This window comes from Verrucosispora sioxanthis (assembly GCF_010560025.1).
GTDB classification, from domain to species: Bacteria; Actinomycetota; Actinomycetes; order Mycobacteriales; family Micromonosporaceae; genus Micromonospora; species Micromonospora palythoicola.
Genome location: NZ_SAIY01000012.1, coordinates 1 through 16790, shown reverse-complemented (window position 1 = coordinate 16790; position 16790 = coordinate 1). Strand labels below are relative to the sequence as shown.

At 70.9% G+C, this 16790-nt stretch carries 13 protein-coding genes and 2 pseudogenes; 7 read left to right on the top strand and 8 right to left on the bottom strand.

All coding sequences use genetic code 11. The annotated features are described in order from the left end of the window. The first annotated feature begins 154 nt into the window (after positions 1-154). On the top strand, positions 155-676 hold the full coding sequence (locus ENC19_RS26315; RefSeq protein ID WP_164449762.1) for an AAA family ATPase: 522 nt from the start codon (positions 155-157) through the stop codon (positions 674-676). Between the two features lie 131 nt (positions 677-807). Here the strand turns inward: ENC19_RS26315 and ENC19_RS26310 are convergent, their stop codons facing one another. The 3 genes and pseudogenes from ENC19_RS26310 to eccB form a co-directional block, all read right to left on the bottom strand. Continuing rightward, positions 808-1383: a dihydrofolate reductase family protein gene (locus ENC19_RS26310; RefSeq protein ID WP_164449760.1), complete on the bottom strand. Its 576-nt coding sequence runs from the start codon at positions 1381-1383 to the stop codon at positions 808-810. 120 nt (positions 1384-1503) lie between these two features. After that, a pseudogene (locus ENC19_RS31130) lies at positions 1504-1923 on the bottom strand (type VII secretion protein EccB); the annotation flags it as partial. Positions 1924-1943: 20 nt separating this feature from the next. Continuing rightward, a pseudogene (eccB, locus tag ENC19_RS26305) lies at positions 1944-2882 on the bottom strand (type VII secretion protein EccB); the annotation flags it as partial. A gap of 112 nt (positions 2883-2994) precedes the next feature. Between eccB and ENC19_RS26300 the strand changes: the two are divergent. Further along, a complete protein-coding gene (locus ENC19_RS26300) occupies positions 2995-3714 on the top strand; it encodes a polyamine aminopropyltransferase (RefSeq protein ID WP_164449758.1) in 720 nt (239 codons plus the stop codon). 27 nt (positions 3715-3741) lie between these two features. Further along, complete coding sequence (locus ENC19_RS26295) at positions 3742-3993, top strand: hypothetical protein (RefSeq protein WP_164449744.1); 252 nt, start codon at positions 3742-3744, stop codon at positions 3991-3993. A gap of 5 nt (positions 3994-3998) precedes the next feature. Here ENC19_RS26295 and ENC19_RS26290 read toward each other — a convergent pair whose 3' ends face one another. Beyond that, positions 3999-5219, bottom strand: coding sequence for a glycosyltransferase 87 family protein (locus ENC19_RS26290; protein ID WP_253289607.1), 1221 nt, complete (start codon positions 5217-5219; stop codon positions 3999-4001). Further along, positions 5174-5632: a glycosyltransferase 87 family protein gene (locus ENC19_RS31125; RefSeq protein ID WP_164449756.1), complete on the bottom strand. Its 459-nt coding sequence runs from the start codon at positions 5630-5632 to the stop codon at positions 5174-5176. Before ENC19_RS31125 ends, ENC19_RS26290 begins: the two co-directional genes overlap by 46 nt. Positions 5633-5849: 217 nt before the next feature. Here ENC19_RS31125 and ENC19_RS26280 point away from each other — a divergent pair, with 217 nt between their 5' ends. From ENC19_RS26280 to manD, 3 genes are all read left to right on the top strand, one after another. After that, positions 5850-7190, top strand: coding sequence for an extracellular catalytic domain type 1 short-chain-length polyhydroxyalkanoate depolymerase (locus ENC19_RS26280; RefSeq protein ID WP_164449755.1), 1341 nt, complete (start codon positions 5850-5852; stop codon positions 7188-7190). A gap of 191 nt (positions 7191-7381) precedes the next feature. Beyond that, positions 7382-8989: an RICIN domain-containing protein gene (locus tag ENC19_RS26275; RefSeq protein ID WP_164449754.1), complete on the top strand. Its 1608-nt coding sequence runs from the start codon at positions 7382-7384 to the stop codon at positions 8987-8989. Positions 8990-9115: 126 nt separating this feature from the next. Then, a complete protein-coding gene (gene manD, locus ENC19_RS26270) occupies positions 9116-10312 on the top strand; it encodes a D-mannonate dehydratase ManD (RefSeq protein WP_164449753.1) in 1197 nt (398 codons plus the stop codon). 98 nt (positions 10313-10410) lie between these two features. On the opposite strand, the gene ENC19_RS26265 is transcribed toward manD, so the two are convergent. From ENC19_RS26265 to ENC19_RS26255, 3 genes are all read right to left on the bottom strand, one after another. Beyond that, positions 10411-11871 (bottom strand): endo-1,4-beta-xylanase, encoded by a 1461-nt coding sequence (locus ENC19_RS26265; RefSeq protein WP_164449752.1) that lies wholly within the window; start codon positions 11869-11871, stop codon positions 10411-10413. Between the two features lie 261 nt (positions 11872-12132). Then, entirely contained in the window at positions 12133-13179 is a 1047-nt protein-coding gene (locus ENC19_RS26260; RefSeq protein ID WP_164449750.1) for an acetylxylan esterase, read from the bottom strand. 21 nt (positions 13180-13200) lie between these two features. Next, positions 13201-14232 (bottom strand): LacI family DNA-binding transcriptional regulator, encoded by a 1032-nt coding sequence (locus ENC19_RS26255; protein WP_164449748.1) that lies wholly within the window; start codon positions 14230-14232, stop codon positions 13201-13203. Positions 14233-14528: 296 nt separating this feature from the next. On the opposite strand from ENC19_RS26255, the gene ENC19_RS26250 reads away from it, so the two are divergent. Continuing rightward, positions 14529-16790 (top strand): beta-xylosidase/alpha-l-arabinosidase (locus ENC19_RS26250; RefSeq protein ID WP_164449746.1); only part of this gene is annotated, 2262 nt, incomplete at its 3' end.

The following is a 16790-nucleotide window of genomic DNA, read 5'->3' as shown; positions in this document are numbered from 1 at the left end:
ACCGCCGGTCCCTGCCCAGCCGACGTCACCCGGCTCGCCACGGTGGTCGGCCTGACCCGACAGCCGTGAACCGGCAGGAAGTCGACCGACCAGACGAGAGAGGCAGCCGACAGCCTGGGAAGCAGCAAGCCGTCGCCGTGGCAGCATCATCGGCATGATTGTCTGGATCAACGGTGCCTTCGGCGTCGGCAAGACGACCACGGCGGGCCTGCTCGTGGAGCGTCTCCCGGATGCCAAGGTGTTCGACCCCGAGTACGTCGGTTACCTGCTGACTCCGTTCGTCGGCTCGCCGACCGGGGACTTCCAGGATCTTCCACTGTGGCGTCACCTCGTCGTCGAGACGATGAGCGGCCTCGCCCGGGAGTACCCGCACCCCTGGATAGCGCCGATGAGCCTTATCAACCCGGCGTACCGCGAGGAAATTCTCGGCGGTATCCGCGCGGATGGGGTCGAGGTGCACGAGGTCGTGCTCACGCTGCCCGAGGAGCAGTTGCGTGCCCGCATCGATGCCGACCAGGTGGATGTCGCCGCCCGCCAGTGGCGACACGATCATGTTGCCCCGGCGCTCACCACCTTTGCTGCCGTGACCGGCGCTCAGCTCGTCGACGCGTCCCAGCCGCCCGACCAGGTGGCCGACACCATCGCCATGAGCATCCGGTCAGTGCCCAGCCGCTGACCCGCTTCGGTCATCGACGCAGCTTTCGCTGTGGGTACATCTGTCGTCGTCGGAGCGACAACAGATGTACCCACCTCGGTTCGGCGGGCACGCGGGACCGGACCGCACCACCGGCAGGGCCGGTCGACCGGTCACCGGGCGACGTCGTAGACCAGCTTCTGGATGCCGTTGGCGTAGGATTCGCTCTCGACCAGCTTGAGGTTCTGCTTGTCCCGGTCGGTGTCGCTGAACAGCCGCTTGCCCGCGCCGAGCAGCACCGGGAAGACCAGCAGGTGGTAGCGGTCGATCAGGCCGGCGTCGGAGAGGTTGCGGTTCAGCGTGGCGCTGCCGTGGATGCTGATCGGTCCGCCGTCGGTCTGCTTGAGGGCGGCGACGTCGTCGAGCGACCGGAGGATGACGATCTCCCCCCAGTTGGACACCAGATCCTGCTCCTTGAGGCTCGTCGACACGACGTACTTCGGCATCGCGTTGTAGCCGGCGAACTCCACGGTCATCTTCGGCCACACCGGCGCGAACGCCTGGTAGCTGACCCGGCCCATCATCATCGCGGTGGCCTCGTCCTGCTCCCGGCCCTTGATCTCGTAGGCGGCCTCGTCGAACTCGATGTCGTTGAAGGTCCAGCCCGAGTTGCGGTAGCCCGGTTCTCCACCGGGTGCCTCGACGACGCCGTCGAGCGAGACGAACGCGGTGGCGATGAGGGTACGCATCAGGTTGCTCCTTGCTGGTTGTCTGACGTGCTGTCGTCAGTGCGACGAGCGGGAGTCGCCGGATTCGACAGCCCACGCCGAGAAAATTCCTACCACTTTCGCGGCGCGCGTCCGAGCACGTCAGGCGGGGGCGGCGCGCCGGCGGGCCGCGTCCGGGTCGAGCGGCGCACCGGCCGGTACGAGGCTGACCACACCCGCGGGCAGCCGCACGGGCCGGACATCGGCGTAGCCGAGCATGCCGGTCACCTCGGGGCCGGTGAGCGCGTACCGGCGGCCCAGGTCGGTCACCACGGAGATCGCGCCACCGCTGGCGCCCGGCGTGGCGACCGATTCGACGACCGCACCCCGACCCGGCTCCACGAACACGTGGTCGGCGGTCGTCGGCTCGGCCGACCGATCCGGTGCCCGGACCAGCACCGGCAGTTCCACCCCCAGCCGCAGCTCGACCGACCCGCTGTCGTCGCCGACCCGCGCGCAGACCGTCGACGCGTCCGGCGTGGCCAGCGGGGCGGGGCAGCCGGCGGCGCGTCGGGCCCGGCGGGAACGAGGTCGGGCAGCTGCGGCAGGGCGGCGAACCTGCCGAGGCTGATCTGCTCCGGCTCCCGCTGACCGGTACGCGCGAGCAGCAGACCGGCCTGTAGCTCGGTGATGCCGGCGAGCCCGTCGCGCAGCACCACCGCGTACTGCCGTCCGCCGCCGGAGTTGCGGATTACCAGCACGTCACCGATCCGGGCCCCGGTCACCCGGGCGGACTGCCGGCCCAGGCCCGGCGGGCTCAGCGGAGTCAGATCGGGACCGGCGGGCACCGAGTTGAGCAGGGCGGCGGCCACCGGGACGGACCGGGAGCGGGTGGTCGCGAGCGCGGCCAGCACCCGTTCGGTGTCCCGGATCAGGTGTCGACGCTGCTGCCAGAGCAGGTGCAGCCGGCCGTCCGCCGCACGCAGCAGCAGTGCGTCCCGGCCCAGCGGTCGGCCGCCGGTGCCGCCGGCACCCACCAGCAGCACCGACCGGGGCGGGCCCGGTCCGTCCCCGGCCGGTGACACCGAACAGACCGTCCACCCGGCGGTGGCCAGCCGGCCCGCCGGAGGCAGCGAGTCGGGTGCGTCGCGGATGCCCAACGGCAGCCCCCTCGGCACCCCGTCGATCGACCGGCGGGACACCAGTACGGTCTTCGGCCGCTGCGCGCCGATGATGAGCAGCGCGGAGGCGTAGTTGAGCACCGGGTGCAGCCGCTGGTCCCGGTAGACGAACCGGGCGCCCGACTCCCTCTCGACGATCACCACGCCCGCGTCGCGCCATGTTCCACCGCCGCCGGTGAACAGGCCGTACAGGGCCGTGGCACCCAGCCCGACGGCCGCCACCAGGATGCTCGCCAGCGCGGCTCCGGCGAGCCGACGCGTCGGGGACAGCGCCGGATCGCTGTCCCGGGTCACCAGCGCGGCCACCGTCCGCGCCACGGCGAACTGGTACGAGTGCAGCTGGTCCTGCCGCGACGGCATCGTTCCCCCCTCCGGCGAGACGATCGGCGCACAGGATATGCGCTGCGTCGATGTCCCGAGGACCGTGCGTCATCCGACGGACGGTCACTCACCGGTCGGTAACATTCCGGCGGTGAGCGTACGTTTCGAGGAACTGGCCTGGCGGCCGACACCGATCGGCGAGATCAGTCTGCGCCGACGTCGCGATCCCCGGCTCGACCAGGACGTGTACGAGGTCAAGCTCGACGACGAGTTCCTGATGTCGAGCCTGTTCACCGCCGGAGAGGTCGAGCTGGCCAGGTTGGGGTTGGCGGCGCTGGCCGGTGACCGCCTCGACGTGGCCGTCGGTGGGTTGGGGCTCGGCTACACCGCCCGCACCGCGCTGGCGGACGACCGGGTCGCCGCCCTGCTGGTGGTGGAGGCGGTCGAGGACGTCATCGACTGGCACCGGCGGGGCCTGCTGCCCTTCGCCGCCGGACTGGCCACGGACCCGCGTACCCGGCTGGTGCGGGCCGACTTCTTCGCCCAGGTGGCCGGTCCGGACGGCCTCGACCCCGACGACGCGGGGCGTCGCTTCCACGCGGTGCTGCTGGACGTCGACCACTCCCCCCGCCATCCGCTGCACCCGAGCCACGCCGCCTTCTACCGGCCGGACGGGTTGCGCCGGCTGACGCGGCTGCTGCATCCCGGCGGGGTGTTCGCCCTCTGGTCGGACGATCCACCGGACCCGGACTTCGAGGCCGCCCTGGCCGCGGTCTTTCCCATCCATCACAGTCACGTGGTGCGGTTCGCCAACCCGCTGACCGGTGGCCAGTCGGCCAACACCGTCTACCTGGGGAAACTGCCCGACTGATCTCGCCCGTGCAGCCATGCGTTCGGCATGATCCGGTTGGTAGCGGGTAGCCGGTTCGGCAACCGCGCCCGGACCGGCCGGGCGGCCGGGTGGGAGGTGGAGATGCGTGCCCTGCTCTGGGTCGTGGGCGTGGTCGCCGGGGTGCTGGTCCTGCTGGGGCTGCTACTCGAAGCGGTCCAGTGGTTGGTGATCATCGGTCTGGTCGCGCTCGCCGCGGTGATCGTGCTGGCCTTCGTCCGGGGTCGCCGCTCCGCCCACAACTACCCCAACCGCCGCTGAGTCCCTCACGTCCCGACCGCGGCGGCCAACTCGTCGTCGTAGCGGGCGAGGGCTCGTCCGTCGGCGGCGTACGCGATCAGCCGTCCGTGGGCCATGGTGGCCGAACGGAACGAGAACGTCCGCACACCGGGATAGGCGGCCAGCAGCGGGATGGTCCGCGGTGGGCCGCCCGGCGCGGAGTGGTAGTCCAGCCGCGCCACCTGCTCGGAGACCACACCGTTGACGCGCACCTTGGTCTTCTCGCTGCGGGTGCCGAAGGTGACCGGGGCACCCGTGCTGTAGCGGGCACACTCCACCTGCCCCCGGCAGACGAAGAAGTACCGCGAGTTGACCACATCCGGGAGGCCGTACGCCTTGAAGGTGGGATCGGCTCCGGCCGGCAACGGCTGCACGGCGAAGAACGCCAGCGCACCGAGGGACGCGACGGCCACCCGCGGCCACCCTCGCCGGGGGGACCGAGCGGGCTGGGCGCGGTTGGCGGTCAGCGCGACCGCGCCGAACCCCGCCACACAGAGCGCGACCGCGCCCACGGCCCGGGCGTTCTCGAAGAGGAACTGCACGCCGGGTCGCATCGACACCGGAGCCAGCACCGCACCCAGCGACAGCACCATGCTGGCCAGCAGCAGAGCGCCGGCGACCTTCCGGGTCACGCCGACGGAACCCACCAGCAGCATCGCGGCCAGCACCGTCCAGACCTGGTGGTGGGTCCAGGAGACCGGGGACGCGGCCACGGTGGCGCAGCCGACCAGCACCGCCGCGTGCCCCGGACGTCCCAGCCGGGACAGCGCCCGTGCCCGCAGCACCGCCAGGGCGCAGATGACGAGCACCAGGGCCACCCAGACCAGCGGCAGGGCTCCCGAGTCCAGGCCGAGACGAAGCAACATCCCGTGCACCGACTGGTTGCCCAACGACGCCAGGTTGCCGATCCGAGAGGTTTCGGTGACCGTGCCCGCCCAGTAGGTCAGGCTCTCGGCGGGCAGGATGGCCAGGGCGAGCGCCCCGCAGGCGACGAAGGTGGCCAGCGCCCGGGCGGCGTCGCGGTACCGGCCGCAGACCAGGAAGTAGAGCACGAACAGCAGCGGGGTCAGTTTGATCGCCGCCGCCACGCCGACCAGCAGGCCACGCGTCCGCGACGGTGGTGCCATCCCGTCGAGCAACGCCATCAGCACGATGAAGATGCTCACCTGACCAAAGCGCAGGTTGCTCTGCACCGGCGCGGTGACCATGAGCACCGCCGCGACCGCCGCGATGCTGACGGCCGCCGACGTCGTCGCCCGGCCCTCGCTTCCACCGGGGAACGGTGTGGCGGTGCGGCGGCCGGCGGCAGCGCGCGACCGACCGGGACGGCGAGGGCGATCACGGCGGCGCAGGTCGCCGCCAGCCAGAGCGCTTCGACCACGCCGAGCGGCACGGTCGTGATCGGCCAGAGGACGAGCGCCGCGAAGGGTGGGTAGGTGAACGGCCCTCCGTTCGGCGCCACGTACCCGTAGAGCGGTCGCCCGGCGCGCAGGTCGGTAAGCGCTCCGTGATAGATGTGCAGGTCGGACAGGCGGTCCGGGCGTCGTAGCACCAGTGCGACGGAGACCAGCGCCGCGACCGCGAATCCGACCCACAGCAGCGCTGCCCGACGATCCCGCATGGACAGAGAATAGATGTCCCCGGACCACTGGGCGTGCGGCGGTTCGCCGCTCGGCGCGGCTCCGCCACCGCTCAGCGCGGCTGCCGCACCACAGCTTGTGACGCCTCCCCGATGGTGAAGACAATCATCAATGTTCTGAGAGCCGGACGAGGTAGGGCACCGGGCAGCCCTCGATCGGAACACCACCATGTCCCCTTCCGTCCGGAGGACCCGTCCCATGAGAAGAGCGTTCCGACTGTGGTCTGCCGCCCTGGCGACCATCGTCCTGACCGCGTTCGCCGCGCTGTCGCTCCCGACCTCGGCCTCGGCCGCGACGCTGACCGAGGTGACGAACTTCGGCACCAACCCGAGCAATTTGCGGATGTACCTCTACGTACCGGACCGGGTCGCGCCACGGCCAGGCCTGCTGGTCGTGGTCCACTACTGCACCGGCAGCGGGCCGGCGATGTACTCGGGCACCCAGTACGCCCGCCTGGCCGACCAGTACGGCTACATCGTGATCTACCCGTCGGTGACCCGCAGCAGCCAGTGCTTCGACGTCTACTCGCAGCAGGCGTTGCGGCGCGGTGGCGGCAGCGACCCGGTCGGCATCATGTCGATGGTGGACCACGTCCGGAACCGCTACCCGGTGGACCCGGCCCGGATCGCCGCGACGGGCACCTCGTCCGGAGCGATGATGACGAACGTCCTGCTCGGGCTCTACCCGGACGTGTTCCGCGCCGGTGCGGCCTTCGCCGGGGTGCCCTTCGGCTGTTTCGCCACCACCGGCGGCTCGGAGTGGAACAGCGAGTGCGCCAACGGGCAGATCAACCGCACCCCGCAGCAGTGGGGGGACCTGGTGCGCAACGCCTACCCCGGCTACACCGGACCCCGGCCGCGGATGCAGATCTGGCACGGCACCAACGACGAGATCCTGCGCTACCCCAACTTCGGCGAGCAGATCGAGCAGTGGACCAACCTGCATGGGCTGAGCCAGACCCCGACCTTCACCGACAGTCCGCAGTCCGGCTACACCCGGACCCGGTACGGCGGTTCCGGCGGTAACGCACCGGTCGAGGCGATCAGCATGCAGGGCGTGTCGCACAACCTGCCGGTCGACGCCGCGCAGGCGATCCGGTTCCTCGGACTCGACGCCGCGTCGCCCACCCCGACGCCGACGCTCACTCCCACTCCCACTCCCACGCCCACGCCGACGCCGACGGTCACTCCCACGCCGACGCCCACCACGCCGCCGCCGGGCACGGGCTGCCGGGTCGGGTACGCGGTGAACGCCTGGAACACCGGGCTGACCACGTCGGTGACCATCACCAATACCGGCGTCACGGCGGTCAACGGCTGGAACCTGTCGTTCACCCTGCCCGGCGGGCAGACCATCACGAACGGCTGGAACGCGACCTACTCGCCGACGTCAGGGGCGGTGACCGCCCGCAACGTCTCCTACAACTCGACCATCGCCCCCAACGGCTCGGTCACCATCGGGTTCCAGGCCAACCACAGCGGCAACACCGCCAGCCCGTCCTCGTTCACCCTCAACGGCACCGCCTGCGCGGTCGGCTGACCGTCGCCCTCTCCCGGCCGGCCCCGGTGTCCGTACGGTCCCGCCGTACGGACACCGGCGTCGCCACCGCTCACTTGGTTTGCGGCAACCCGGAAGATATATTCCTGTCAATGTCAGGAAAGCGCTTGCTCTGCGTCGTTCACCACTCCGGCACGCGCTCCGCCACCACACCCGTCCCCGGAGGAACCCGCATGCTGTTCAGGACAGGAAGACGAACCCCTCGGCGCTGGCTGGTCGTCGTCACCACGATGGCGCTGCTCGGCGTCGGCGTGCTGGTGGCCTCGCCGAGCGCCCAGGCCGCGACGGTCGACCCCAACGCCACCTACGTGTTCGTCAACCGGCACAGCGGCAAGGCGATGGACGTGTGGAACTGGTCCACCGCCGACAACGCCCCGGTCAACCAGTACACCCGCAACGACGCCGCCGTGCAGCAGTGGCGGTTCGTCGACGTGGGAAGCGGCTACTACCAGGTCCGCTCCGTGCACAGCGGCAAGGTCCTCGAACTGCCGAACGCCAACGACGGCGTCCAACTCGTGCAGAACACCGCGGCCAGCGGCAACACCCGCCAGCACTTCCGACTCGCCGACTCCGCCGGCGGGTACGTGCGGTTCGTCAACCGGCACTCCGACAAGGTCCTCGACGTGTGGGGCTGGTCCACCGCCGACGGCGGCATGATCTCCCAGTACCAGGACCACGACGGCGCCAACCAGCAGTGGCAGCTGGTCACCCTCGGCGGCGGCAACGGCAACGGCTGCGGCAGCGGCTCGTTCCAGGCCGAGGCGGTGCTCAACGGCGGCACCTGGACCGCCCGCAACGGTGGCAGCACGGTCTACACCGGCAGCGACATGCGGTCCGCCGTCCAGGCCGCGGTGAACAGCCTCAGCGCCGGCCGGACCAGCAAGCAGCGGGTGGTGGTACGCGGCTCCGGCTCGATCAGCGCCGGCTCGCGCATCTCCCTGCCCAGCTACACGACCATCGACGTCTGCGGCACGATAAACGTGACCGGTTCCGGCTCCGGTGACCAGGCCCCGATCTACTCGCGCGGCACCACCCAGGTCGAGGTGCAGAACCTCACCGTCACCGGCACGCCGCTCTACGGCATCTTCATGCGCAACGTGACGAACGTGATCCTCGGCCAGATCGACCTGCGCGTCTCCAGCGGGCTGGGGGTACGCATCGACAACCGGGGCGACACCAGCCAGTGGACGCGCAACGTGCGCATCGACAACGTGTACGTCTCCGGCACCAGCACCCACGGCGTGGAGACCTACGGCGTGGACGGACTGACCGTCGGCACCGTGACCGCCCGTAACGTCGGCGGTTCCGGCCTGCTGCTCAACGAGACCATCAACGCCACCGTGACCACTGTCGACGCGGAGAACGCCGGCACCGGCACCGGCTACGCGGCGTTCCGCACCGCCAACCGCGCCGGCCGGATCGGGTCCGGTTACCCCACCAACATCCGGGTCGGCACCGTCCGGGCACGCGGCGGCGGTCGGGGCATCTTCTGCGTCTCCGAATCCGGCGGCGTGGCGGTCAACCGGGTCGACATCGCGAACACCGGCAACAACGCGATCCTGATCGAGAACTGCTACGGCGTGGACATCGCGGCCGGCGGCGGCACCATCAGCGGCGGCGGAGAGGTCCGGCTGGCGGCGCGGACGGAGTTCCCCGGCAACCGGGACATCACCCTGCGAAACTTCACCCTGGTCAACAGCCGGATCCTGGAGAGCCCCTGCACGACCAATTTGACCATCAGCAACGTCACCCTCAGCAATTCGAGCATCAGCCGCTGCTGACCGTGCCGGGGACGTCCGGCGACCGGACGCCACCCCCAGGCACCCCGGCCGGAGCCGGTTGACAGATCATGGAGGCGATCCCAGACTGGCTCGCGTCGATCCGTCGGCCGCCGGTGAGGAGCCTGGATGAAGATCGCCGATGCCCGGGTCATCGTCACCTGTCCCGGCCGCAACTTCGTCACGCTGAAGATCGTGACGGACGACGGGGTGACCGGGGTCGGCGACGCGACGCTCGCCGGCCGGGAGCTCGCGGTCGCGAGTTACCTGACCGAGCACGTCGTGCCGCTGTTGATCGGCCGGGAGGCGGACCGGATCGAGGACACCTGGCAGTACCTGTACCGGGGGGCGTACTGGCGACGTGGCCCGGTGACGATGAGCGCCATCGCGGCGGTGGACACCGCGCTCTGGGACATCAAGGGCAAGGTGGCCGGGCTACCCGTCTACCAGCTGCTGGGCGGCCGCAGTCGCGACGGGGTGACCGTCTACGGCCACGCGAACGCACCCACCGTGGACGGGCTCCTCGCCGAGCTGGCCCGCCACCTCGATCTCGGGTACCGCGCGATTCGGGTGCAGTGCGGCGTGCCCGGGCTGACCGACACCTACGGAGTGGGACAGGACAAGCCGGCGGGCACGGCCGTCCCGGCCGAGACCGTGTGGAGCAGCGAACGGTATCTCCACCACGTGCCGTCGGTCTTCGCGCAGGTTCGCAGCGAGTTCGGGCCGGAGGTGAAGTTGCTGCACGACGTGCACCACCGGCTCACTCCCATCGAGGCCGCCCGGTTGGGCAAGTCCCTGGAGCCGTACGCGCTGACCTGGCTGGAGGATCCGGTGCCGGCGGAGCTGCAGGAGGGCTACCGGCTGATCCGTCAGCACACCACCACGCCGATCGCCGTCGGCGAGGTGTTCAACACCGTCTGGGACTGCCAGCAGCTCATCACCGAGCAGCTCATCGACTACGTACGGGCCACCGTCGTGCACGCGGGAGGCATCACCCACCTGCGCCGCATCTTCGATCTCGCCCACCTGTACCACGTCCGCAGCGGGTCGCACGGCACCACCACCATGTCCCCGGTGTCCCTGGCCGCGGCCCTGCACCTCGACGTCAGCATCCCCAACTTCGGTCTGCAGGAGTACCTGCCGTACACCGAGGCGACCGACGCGGTCTTCCCGCACTCGTACCGCTTCGCCGACGGCTGCCTGCACCCGTCGGAGGAGCCGGGGCTCGGCGTCGACATCGACGAGGAGTCGGCCGCGCGGCACCCGTACCGGCCGGCTTCACTGCCGGTCAACCGGTTGGAGGACGGCACCCTGCACAACTGGTGACGTGGCGCTCGGCCTGAACCGCTGAGCCAGGCCGCACCCGGCGCGCCAAGGCCCGGCGCGGACATGTCCGCGCCGGGCCCGGGTGTCGTGCTGACGGATCAGCTCCCGGAGCAGGCGAGGCTACCGGATGGCCCGGTACCTGTGCCCTGGAAGCCGAAGCTGGCGGTGCCGCCGGCGGCGACGTTGCCGTTGTAACTGACGTTGCGGAACGTCACATTGCCACTGGTACCGCTGGCGTTGGCGTTCCACGTGTTGGTCAACGAGCTACCGCCCGGAAGTCCGATGGTTACCGCCCAGCCGTTCAAACTGCTGGAACCCGCGGTGACCCGGATCTGAGCGACGAAGCCACCGTTCCACTGGTCCAGCGACGCCACCGATGCGGTGCATCCGGATCCACCGGGCGGCGGGGTGCTCGGTGGCGGGGTGCTCGGCGGCGGAGTGGTGGGCGGCGGAGTCGTCGGCGGCGGGGTGGTGGGCGGCGGGGTCGTGGGCGGCGGGGTGGTCCCGCCCGCGTTCAGGGCTTCGAGCGTCGCGTTGTACGCCTGCTTCTTGTTGCCGTTGTTGTCGAACAGCAGCGGGGTGCCGTACGAGCGCCACGAGTCGCTGTCCCGGATGCCCCACACGGTGATGCCGTTGCACCGCGGGACCGCGAGGCAGTCCTGGACCACCCGACGGTACGTGTCCGCCTGCTGGGTGCCGGAGCCTTCGATGTCCAGCTCGGTGATCTGCACGTCCACCCCGAGGGCGGCGAAGCTGGACAGCGTGGTGCGGTAGTTGCTGTTGTACGCCGACTGGGCGTTGAAGTGCGACTGGAACCCGACGCAGTCGATCGGCACGCCACGCTGCTTGAAGTCCTGCACCATCCGGTAGACGGCCTGGGTCTTGGCCCAGGTCCAGTTGTCGGTGTTGTAGTCGTTGTAGCAGAGCTTGGCGCCCGGGTCGGCGGCCCGGGCGGCCCGGAACGCCGCCTCGATCCAGTCGTTGCCGGTGCGCTGCAGGTTCGAGTCCCGCCGCGCGCCATTGTTACCGTCGTCGAACGCCTCGTTCACCACGTCCCACGAGTCGATCTTGCCGCGGTAGTAGGTCGCGACCCGGGTGACGTGGTTGAGCATCGCGTTGCGCAACGCGGTGCCCGACATGTTCCGCATCCACTCGGGCTGCTGCGAGTGCCAGGCCAGGGTGTGACCCCGGACCTTCCAGCCCCGGGACAGAGCGTGGTTGACGATCCGGTCCGCGTTGCCGAACGTGAAGTTGTTCTGCTGCGGCTCGAGCGCGTCGATCTTCATCTCGTTCTCGGCGGTGACCGAGTTGAACTCGCGGTTCAGGATGTTGACGTAGGTGGAGTCGGAGAGCTTGTGCCCCGCCACCGCGGCACCGAAGTACCGCCCGGACTGGGCCGCGGCCGCACCGAGCGTGGACTCGGCGGCCTGGGCGCTGGAGGTCGCCACCACCACGCTGGTGGCGACGAGGGCGAGACCGACTGCGGCCGAGACCAACGCGGCGCGTGGTCGCAGTCGGGTGGCCGGCCGCCCGCTGGCGCGGGCGTGGGCGTTGTTCATGGCATGAGCCTTTCGACGAAGCCGTGCTGATGAGAAGCCGGCCCCGACTACTGCCCAGCACGATGACTCTCCGTCGCCGACGCGGTCGCCCGGATGCCGCGTCGGCCGGTGCACTCAGCCCGCCATCGTGAGTAGATCGAGGCTGTTGTATCGAAAACCTTATCGAAACAGGTCCGAAAGCTCAACGCGCCAGGGAACTCTTTGCCCGTCCGTCCCAATCACCGTCCGAAACGGCTGCCGTCGTAGCGGCGGGGTGGGGTGTCACGCCGGTGAGATCTGGGCCCCCGAAACTTTCGGCCGGTGCGACCGGTCCGCGGTGACGCCGCCGAGCACATCGGCCAGCCAGCGTAGCTGCCGCCGGGTGTGGGTGGCCTCCCCGTGCTCGTGTCCGTTGAACGGGTAGACGTGCATCGCGCGCTCGGGTCGGGGGCCGAACGCGGTGGCGCCGTAGTGGTTGTAGGCGGCGAACCCGGTGCTCGGGGGGCACACCATGTCCCGCAGGCCGATGCCGAAGTGGACCGGTGCGTGGGCCCGACGGGCGAAGCTGACCCCGTCGACGTAGGACAACGTGCGACGTACCGCCGGCTCCGCGTCGCGGTTGACCGCGAGGTAGTTGGCGATCTCGCCGTACGCCCCCACCTCGGTGATCTCGAGGGCCCGCTGCGGGTGACAGAGGAACGGCGCGGTGGTGAGCACCGCCGCCAGTTCGACGTCGAGCCCGGCGACGGCAAGGGCCAGTCCGCCACCCTGGCTGTTGCCCGCCGCCACCACACCGTGCGGGTCGACCCCCGGCAGGGCGCGCGCCGCCTCGACCGCGCGTGCCGCGTCGGTGATGAGCCGGCGGTAGTAGTAGCCCTCCGGGCTCAGGATGCCGCGGGTCAGCGGCGACGGCCCCCCGGGCGCCTCGCCGTGCGGGTCCGGGGTGTCCCCCGCGCCGTACCGGCCGGACTGTCCCCGGGCGTCCATGAGCAGGTGGGCGTAGCCGGCGACCGGCCAGATCAGGCGTTCGTGCGGCAGCCCCCGGCCACGCCCGTAGCCGACGTACTCCACGATCACCGGCAGCGCCTCGTCCACCCCGGCCGGGCGGTTGTACCAGGCCCGGACCGGGTCGCCGCCGAACCCGGCGAAGGTGACGTCCCAGCTGTCCACCAGCCGCAGGTCGGTCGGCTCAGGCCGCACGTCGAGCAGCACCGGTGACTGCGCCGCCGCGTCCAGGGTCGACCGCCAGAAGGCGTCGAAGTCGGCGGGCTCGGCCACGGCCGGCGCGTACTGCCGTAACTGGTCCAGTGGAAGGTCGAACAGGGGCATGGCTCCTCGCAACGGGCTCGGTCACGAATGCGGTGGCGGTGCGGTGCTTTCCCGGATGACCAGCTCGGCGACCAGGTCTATCCGGCTGGTGGGCAGGGCGTTGCCGCGGGCGAGATCGAGCAGCATCTGGGCGGCGGTGCCGGCCATGTCGCGCAGGGGCTGGTTGACCGTGGTCAGGGCCGGACCCACCCAGGCCGAGAGCGGCAGGTTGTCGTAGCCGACCACCGACACCTCGCCCGGCACGTCCAGGCCGAGCTGCCGAGCCGCCCGCAACACCCCGAGTGCCTGCAGGTCGGAGCCGGCGAAGATCGCCGACGGCCGGTCCGGCCGGCTCAGCAACTCGATGCCATGGGTGTAGCCGGCGTCGAGGTGGAAGTTGCCGTGCCGGATCAGCGTGGCATCGATCGGGACGCCGAGTTCCTCGTGGGCGCAGCGGAAGCCGGCGGTGCGGGCGCGGGCGCAGAGCACGTCGCGCGGACCGGAGATGACCGCGATCCGGCGATGCCCGAGATCCAACAGGTGCCGGGTGGCGATCAGTCCGCCGTTCCAGTTGTTCGAGCCGACGGTGGGCACGGACGCCACGCTGGCGCTGTCGGTGTCGATGACGACCACGGGAATCGACTGGCGCTGCAACTGCTGCCGTTGCGGATCGGTCAGGTTGCACATCACCAGCAGCACCCCCAGCGGACGCCGGGCGACCACCGCGTCGACCCAGGACTGCGGCGGCCGGCGGGCGGCACTGAGCTGCGACAGCATCACGTTCACCCCGGTCAGGGCGGCAACCGCCTCGACCCCCCTGATGATCTCCAGAGCCCAGTCGGACCCGAACTCGTGGAACACCAGGTCGATCTGGCCCTCGCCGGGCGCGCGGCGGGCGCGTCGACGGTAGCGGTGCCGTTGCAGGCTGGCCTCGACCCGCGCGCGGGTCACGGCGGCGACGTCCGACCGTCCGTTGAGGACCTTGGAGACCGTCGCCGAGGAGACACCGACCTCGCGGGCGATGGTCGCGATGGTGGCGGAGCCCAGCGCTGCCGACGATCGCTTCTCTGCCATCCGATCCTCTGCAACGAATCCGAAAATTTCGGAGACTGTAGCACGCCACGAGCCGCCAGAGGGTGACCCGAATCGATGCTGCCCACTGGCGGCGATGAATTCCGGCAATCGCTTACCAGCACGACAGGTGCGGTCTGAACAGTCTTTCCGCAACCCTTGACACGCCCTGTTGACGCCCTTAAGTTCCCCGACACAGGTGTCCGACTGGTTTCCGAAAATTTCGACAATCGCCGTCTTCCACGGCGGTCGGCGTGGCCTGCCGGGAGAACCTCCCGGCCCCGGCCGGAGGGGTTCGCATGACAAGTCAGCTGCCCGTCGACGACCGATTGGCGTCCACTCACGCCGATCGGTGGCGTGATCCGACGTTGCGACCGGACGAACGGGCCGACGCGCTCATCCCGCTGATGTCGCTCGAGGAGAAGCTCGCTCAACTGGTCGGTCTCTGGGTCGGTGCGGAGGCGTCCGGTGAGGGGGTCGCTCCCCATCAGACCGACATGGTCGAGCACACCCCGCCGTGGTCGGAGGCGATCCGGCACGGCCTGGGGCAGCTGACCCGGCCGTTCGGGACCGCGCCGGTCGACCCGGTCCTCGGCGCGCGGTCCCTGGCCGCGTCCCAGGCGCAGATCGTCGCGGCGAGCCGGTTCGGTATCCCGGCGCAGGTGCACGAGGAGTGCCTCACCGGCTTCGCCGCCTGGCGGGCGACCGTCTACCCGACGCCGCTGAGCTGGGGCGCGGCCTTCGACCCGGAGCTGGTCGAGGAGATGGCCGGGCTGATCGGCCGGTCGATGCGGGCCGCCGGTGTCCATCAGGGACTCGCCCCGGTGCTGGACGTCACCCGTGACTACCGCTGGGGGCGCACCGAGGAGACGATCGGCGAGGACCCCTACCTGGTCGGCACGGTCGGCGCGGCGTACGTGCGCGGGTTGGAACGGGCCGGTGTGGTGGCGACGCTCAAACACTTCGCCGGATACTCGGCGTCGCGGGGCGGCCGGAACCTGGCGCCGACGGCGATGGGGCACCGGGAGCTGGCCGACGTGATCCTCCCGCCCTTCGAGATGGCCCTGCGCCTGGGCGGGGCGCGATCGGTGATGAACTCGTACGCCGAGATCGACGGTGTGCCGGCGGCCGCCGACGCGGGCCTGCTCACCCGGACGCTGCGTGACCAGTGGGGTTTCGACGGCGTGCTGGTCGCCGACTACTTCGCCGTTCGGTTCCTGCAGACCCTGCACGGCGTCGCCGCCGACGCCGCGGCGGCGGCCCGGCTGGCGCTGCGGGCCGGCATCGACGTGGAACTGCCCACCGTGGACGCCTACGGCGCGCCGCTGGCGGCGGCGGTGCGCTCCGGCGAGGTGAGCGAGGCGCTCGTCGACCGGGCCCTGCGGCGGGTGCTGATTCAGAAGATCGAGCTGGGGCTGCTTGACGAGGGCTGGCAGGAGTTGCCGCCGGACGTCGAGGCGCTGCGCTTCGACGACGAGGCCAGCCAGGCCGTTGCCCTGCGACTGGCCCGCCAGTCGGTCGTCCTGCTCCGCAACCAGGACGGCCTGCTGCCCCTCGCCGCCGACCAGCGGGTCGCGCTGGTCGGGCCGGTCGCCGACGACGCGATGGCCATGCTCGGCTGTTACACGTTCCCGCTGCACGTCGGGGTGCATCACCCCGAGTACGGCACCGGCGTCGAGATCCCGTCCCTGCGCGAGGAACTTCAGCGGCGGTGTCCGCAGCTCACCCACGTACCGGGTACCGACATCACCGGCGAGGACACCTCGGGCATCGCGGCGGCGGTCCAGGCTGCCGCCGACGCCGACGTCTGCGTCCTGGCCGTCGGCGACCGGGCCGGCATGTTCGGCCGGGGCACCTCCGGCGAGGGTTGCGACGCGGTGGATCTTGAGTTGCCGGGGGTGCAGGCCGAACTGGTACGCGCGGTGCTGGCCACCGGCACCCCCGTCGTCCTGGTGGTCCTCTCCGGCCGTCCGTACGCCCTGGGCGACGCGGTGGACCGCGCGAGCGCCGTCGTGCAGGCGTTCTTTCCCGGTCAGCTCGGCGGTCAGGCCGTGGCCGAGATCGTCACCGGCGAGGTGAACCCGTCCGGGAGGTTGCCGGTAAGCGTGCCCCGACACGCCGGTGGACTACCGGGCACCTACCTCACGCCGATTCTGGGCCGGAAGTCGAAGGTGTCCTCGGTGGACCCGACGCCGGCGTTCCCGTTCGGCCACGGTCTGAGCTACACCACCTTCGAGTGGAGCGACGCCGCGGTGAGCGACGCGCCGGGCGGCGACACCGGGGAGCCGACGACCTGGCCGGTCGATGGGGAGGTGACCGTCGGGGTCACCGTCCGCAACACCGGCGCCCGGGCCGGCACCGAGGTGGTCCAGCTCTACCTGCACGATCCGGTGGCGCAGACCACCCGGCCCGTGGTGCGCCTGATCGGGTACGCGCGGGTACCGGTGGAGCCCGGCGGGGCGGCGCGGGTCAGCTTCGCGGTCCCCGCCGACGTCACCTCGTTCACCGGCGTGCACGGCCGGCGCGTGGTCGAGCCCGGTGAGGTGCACCTGCGGCTCAGC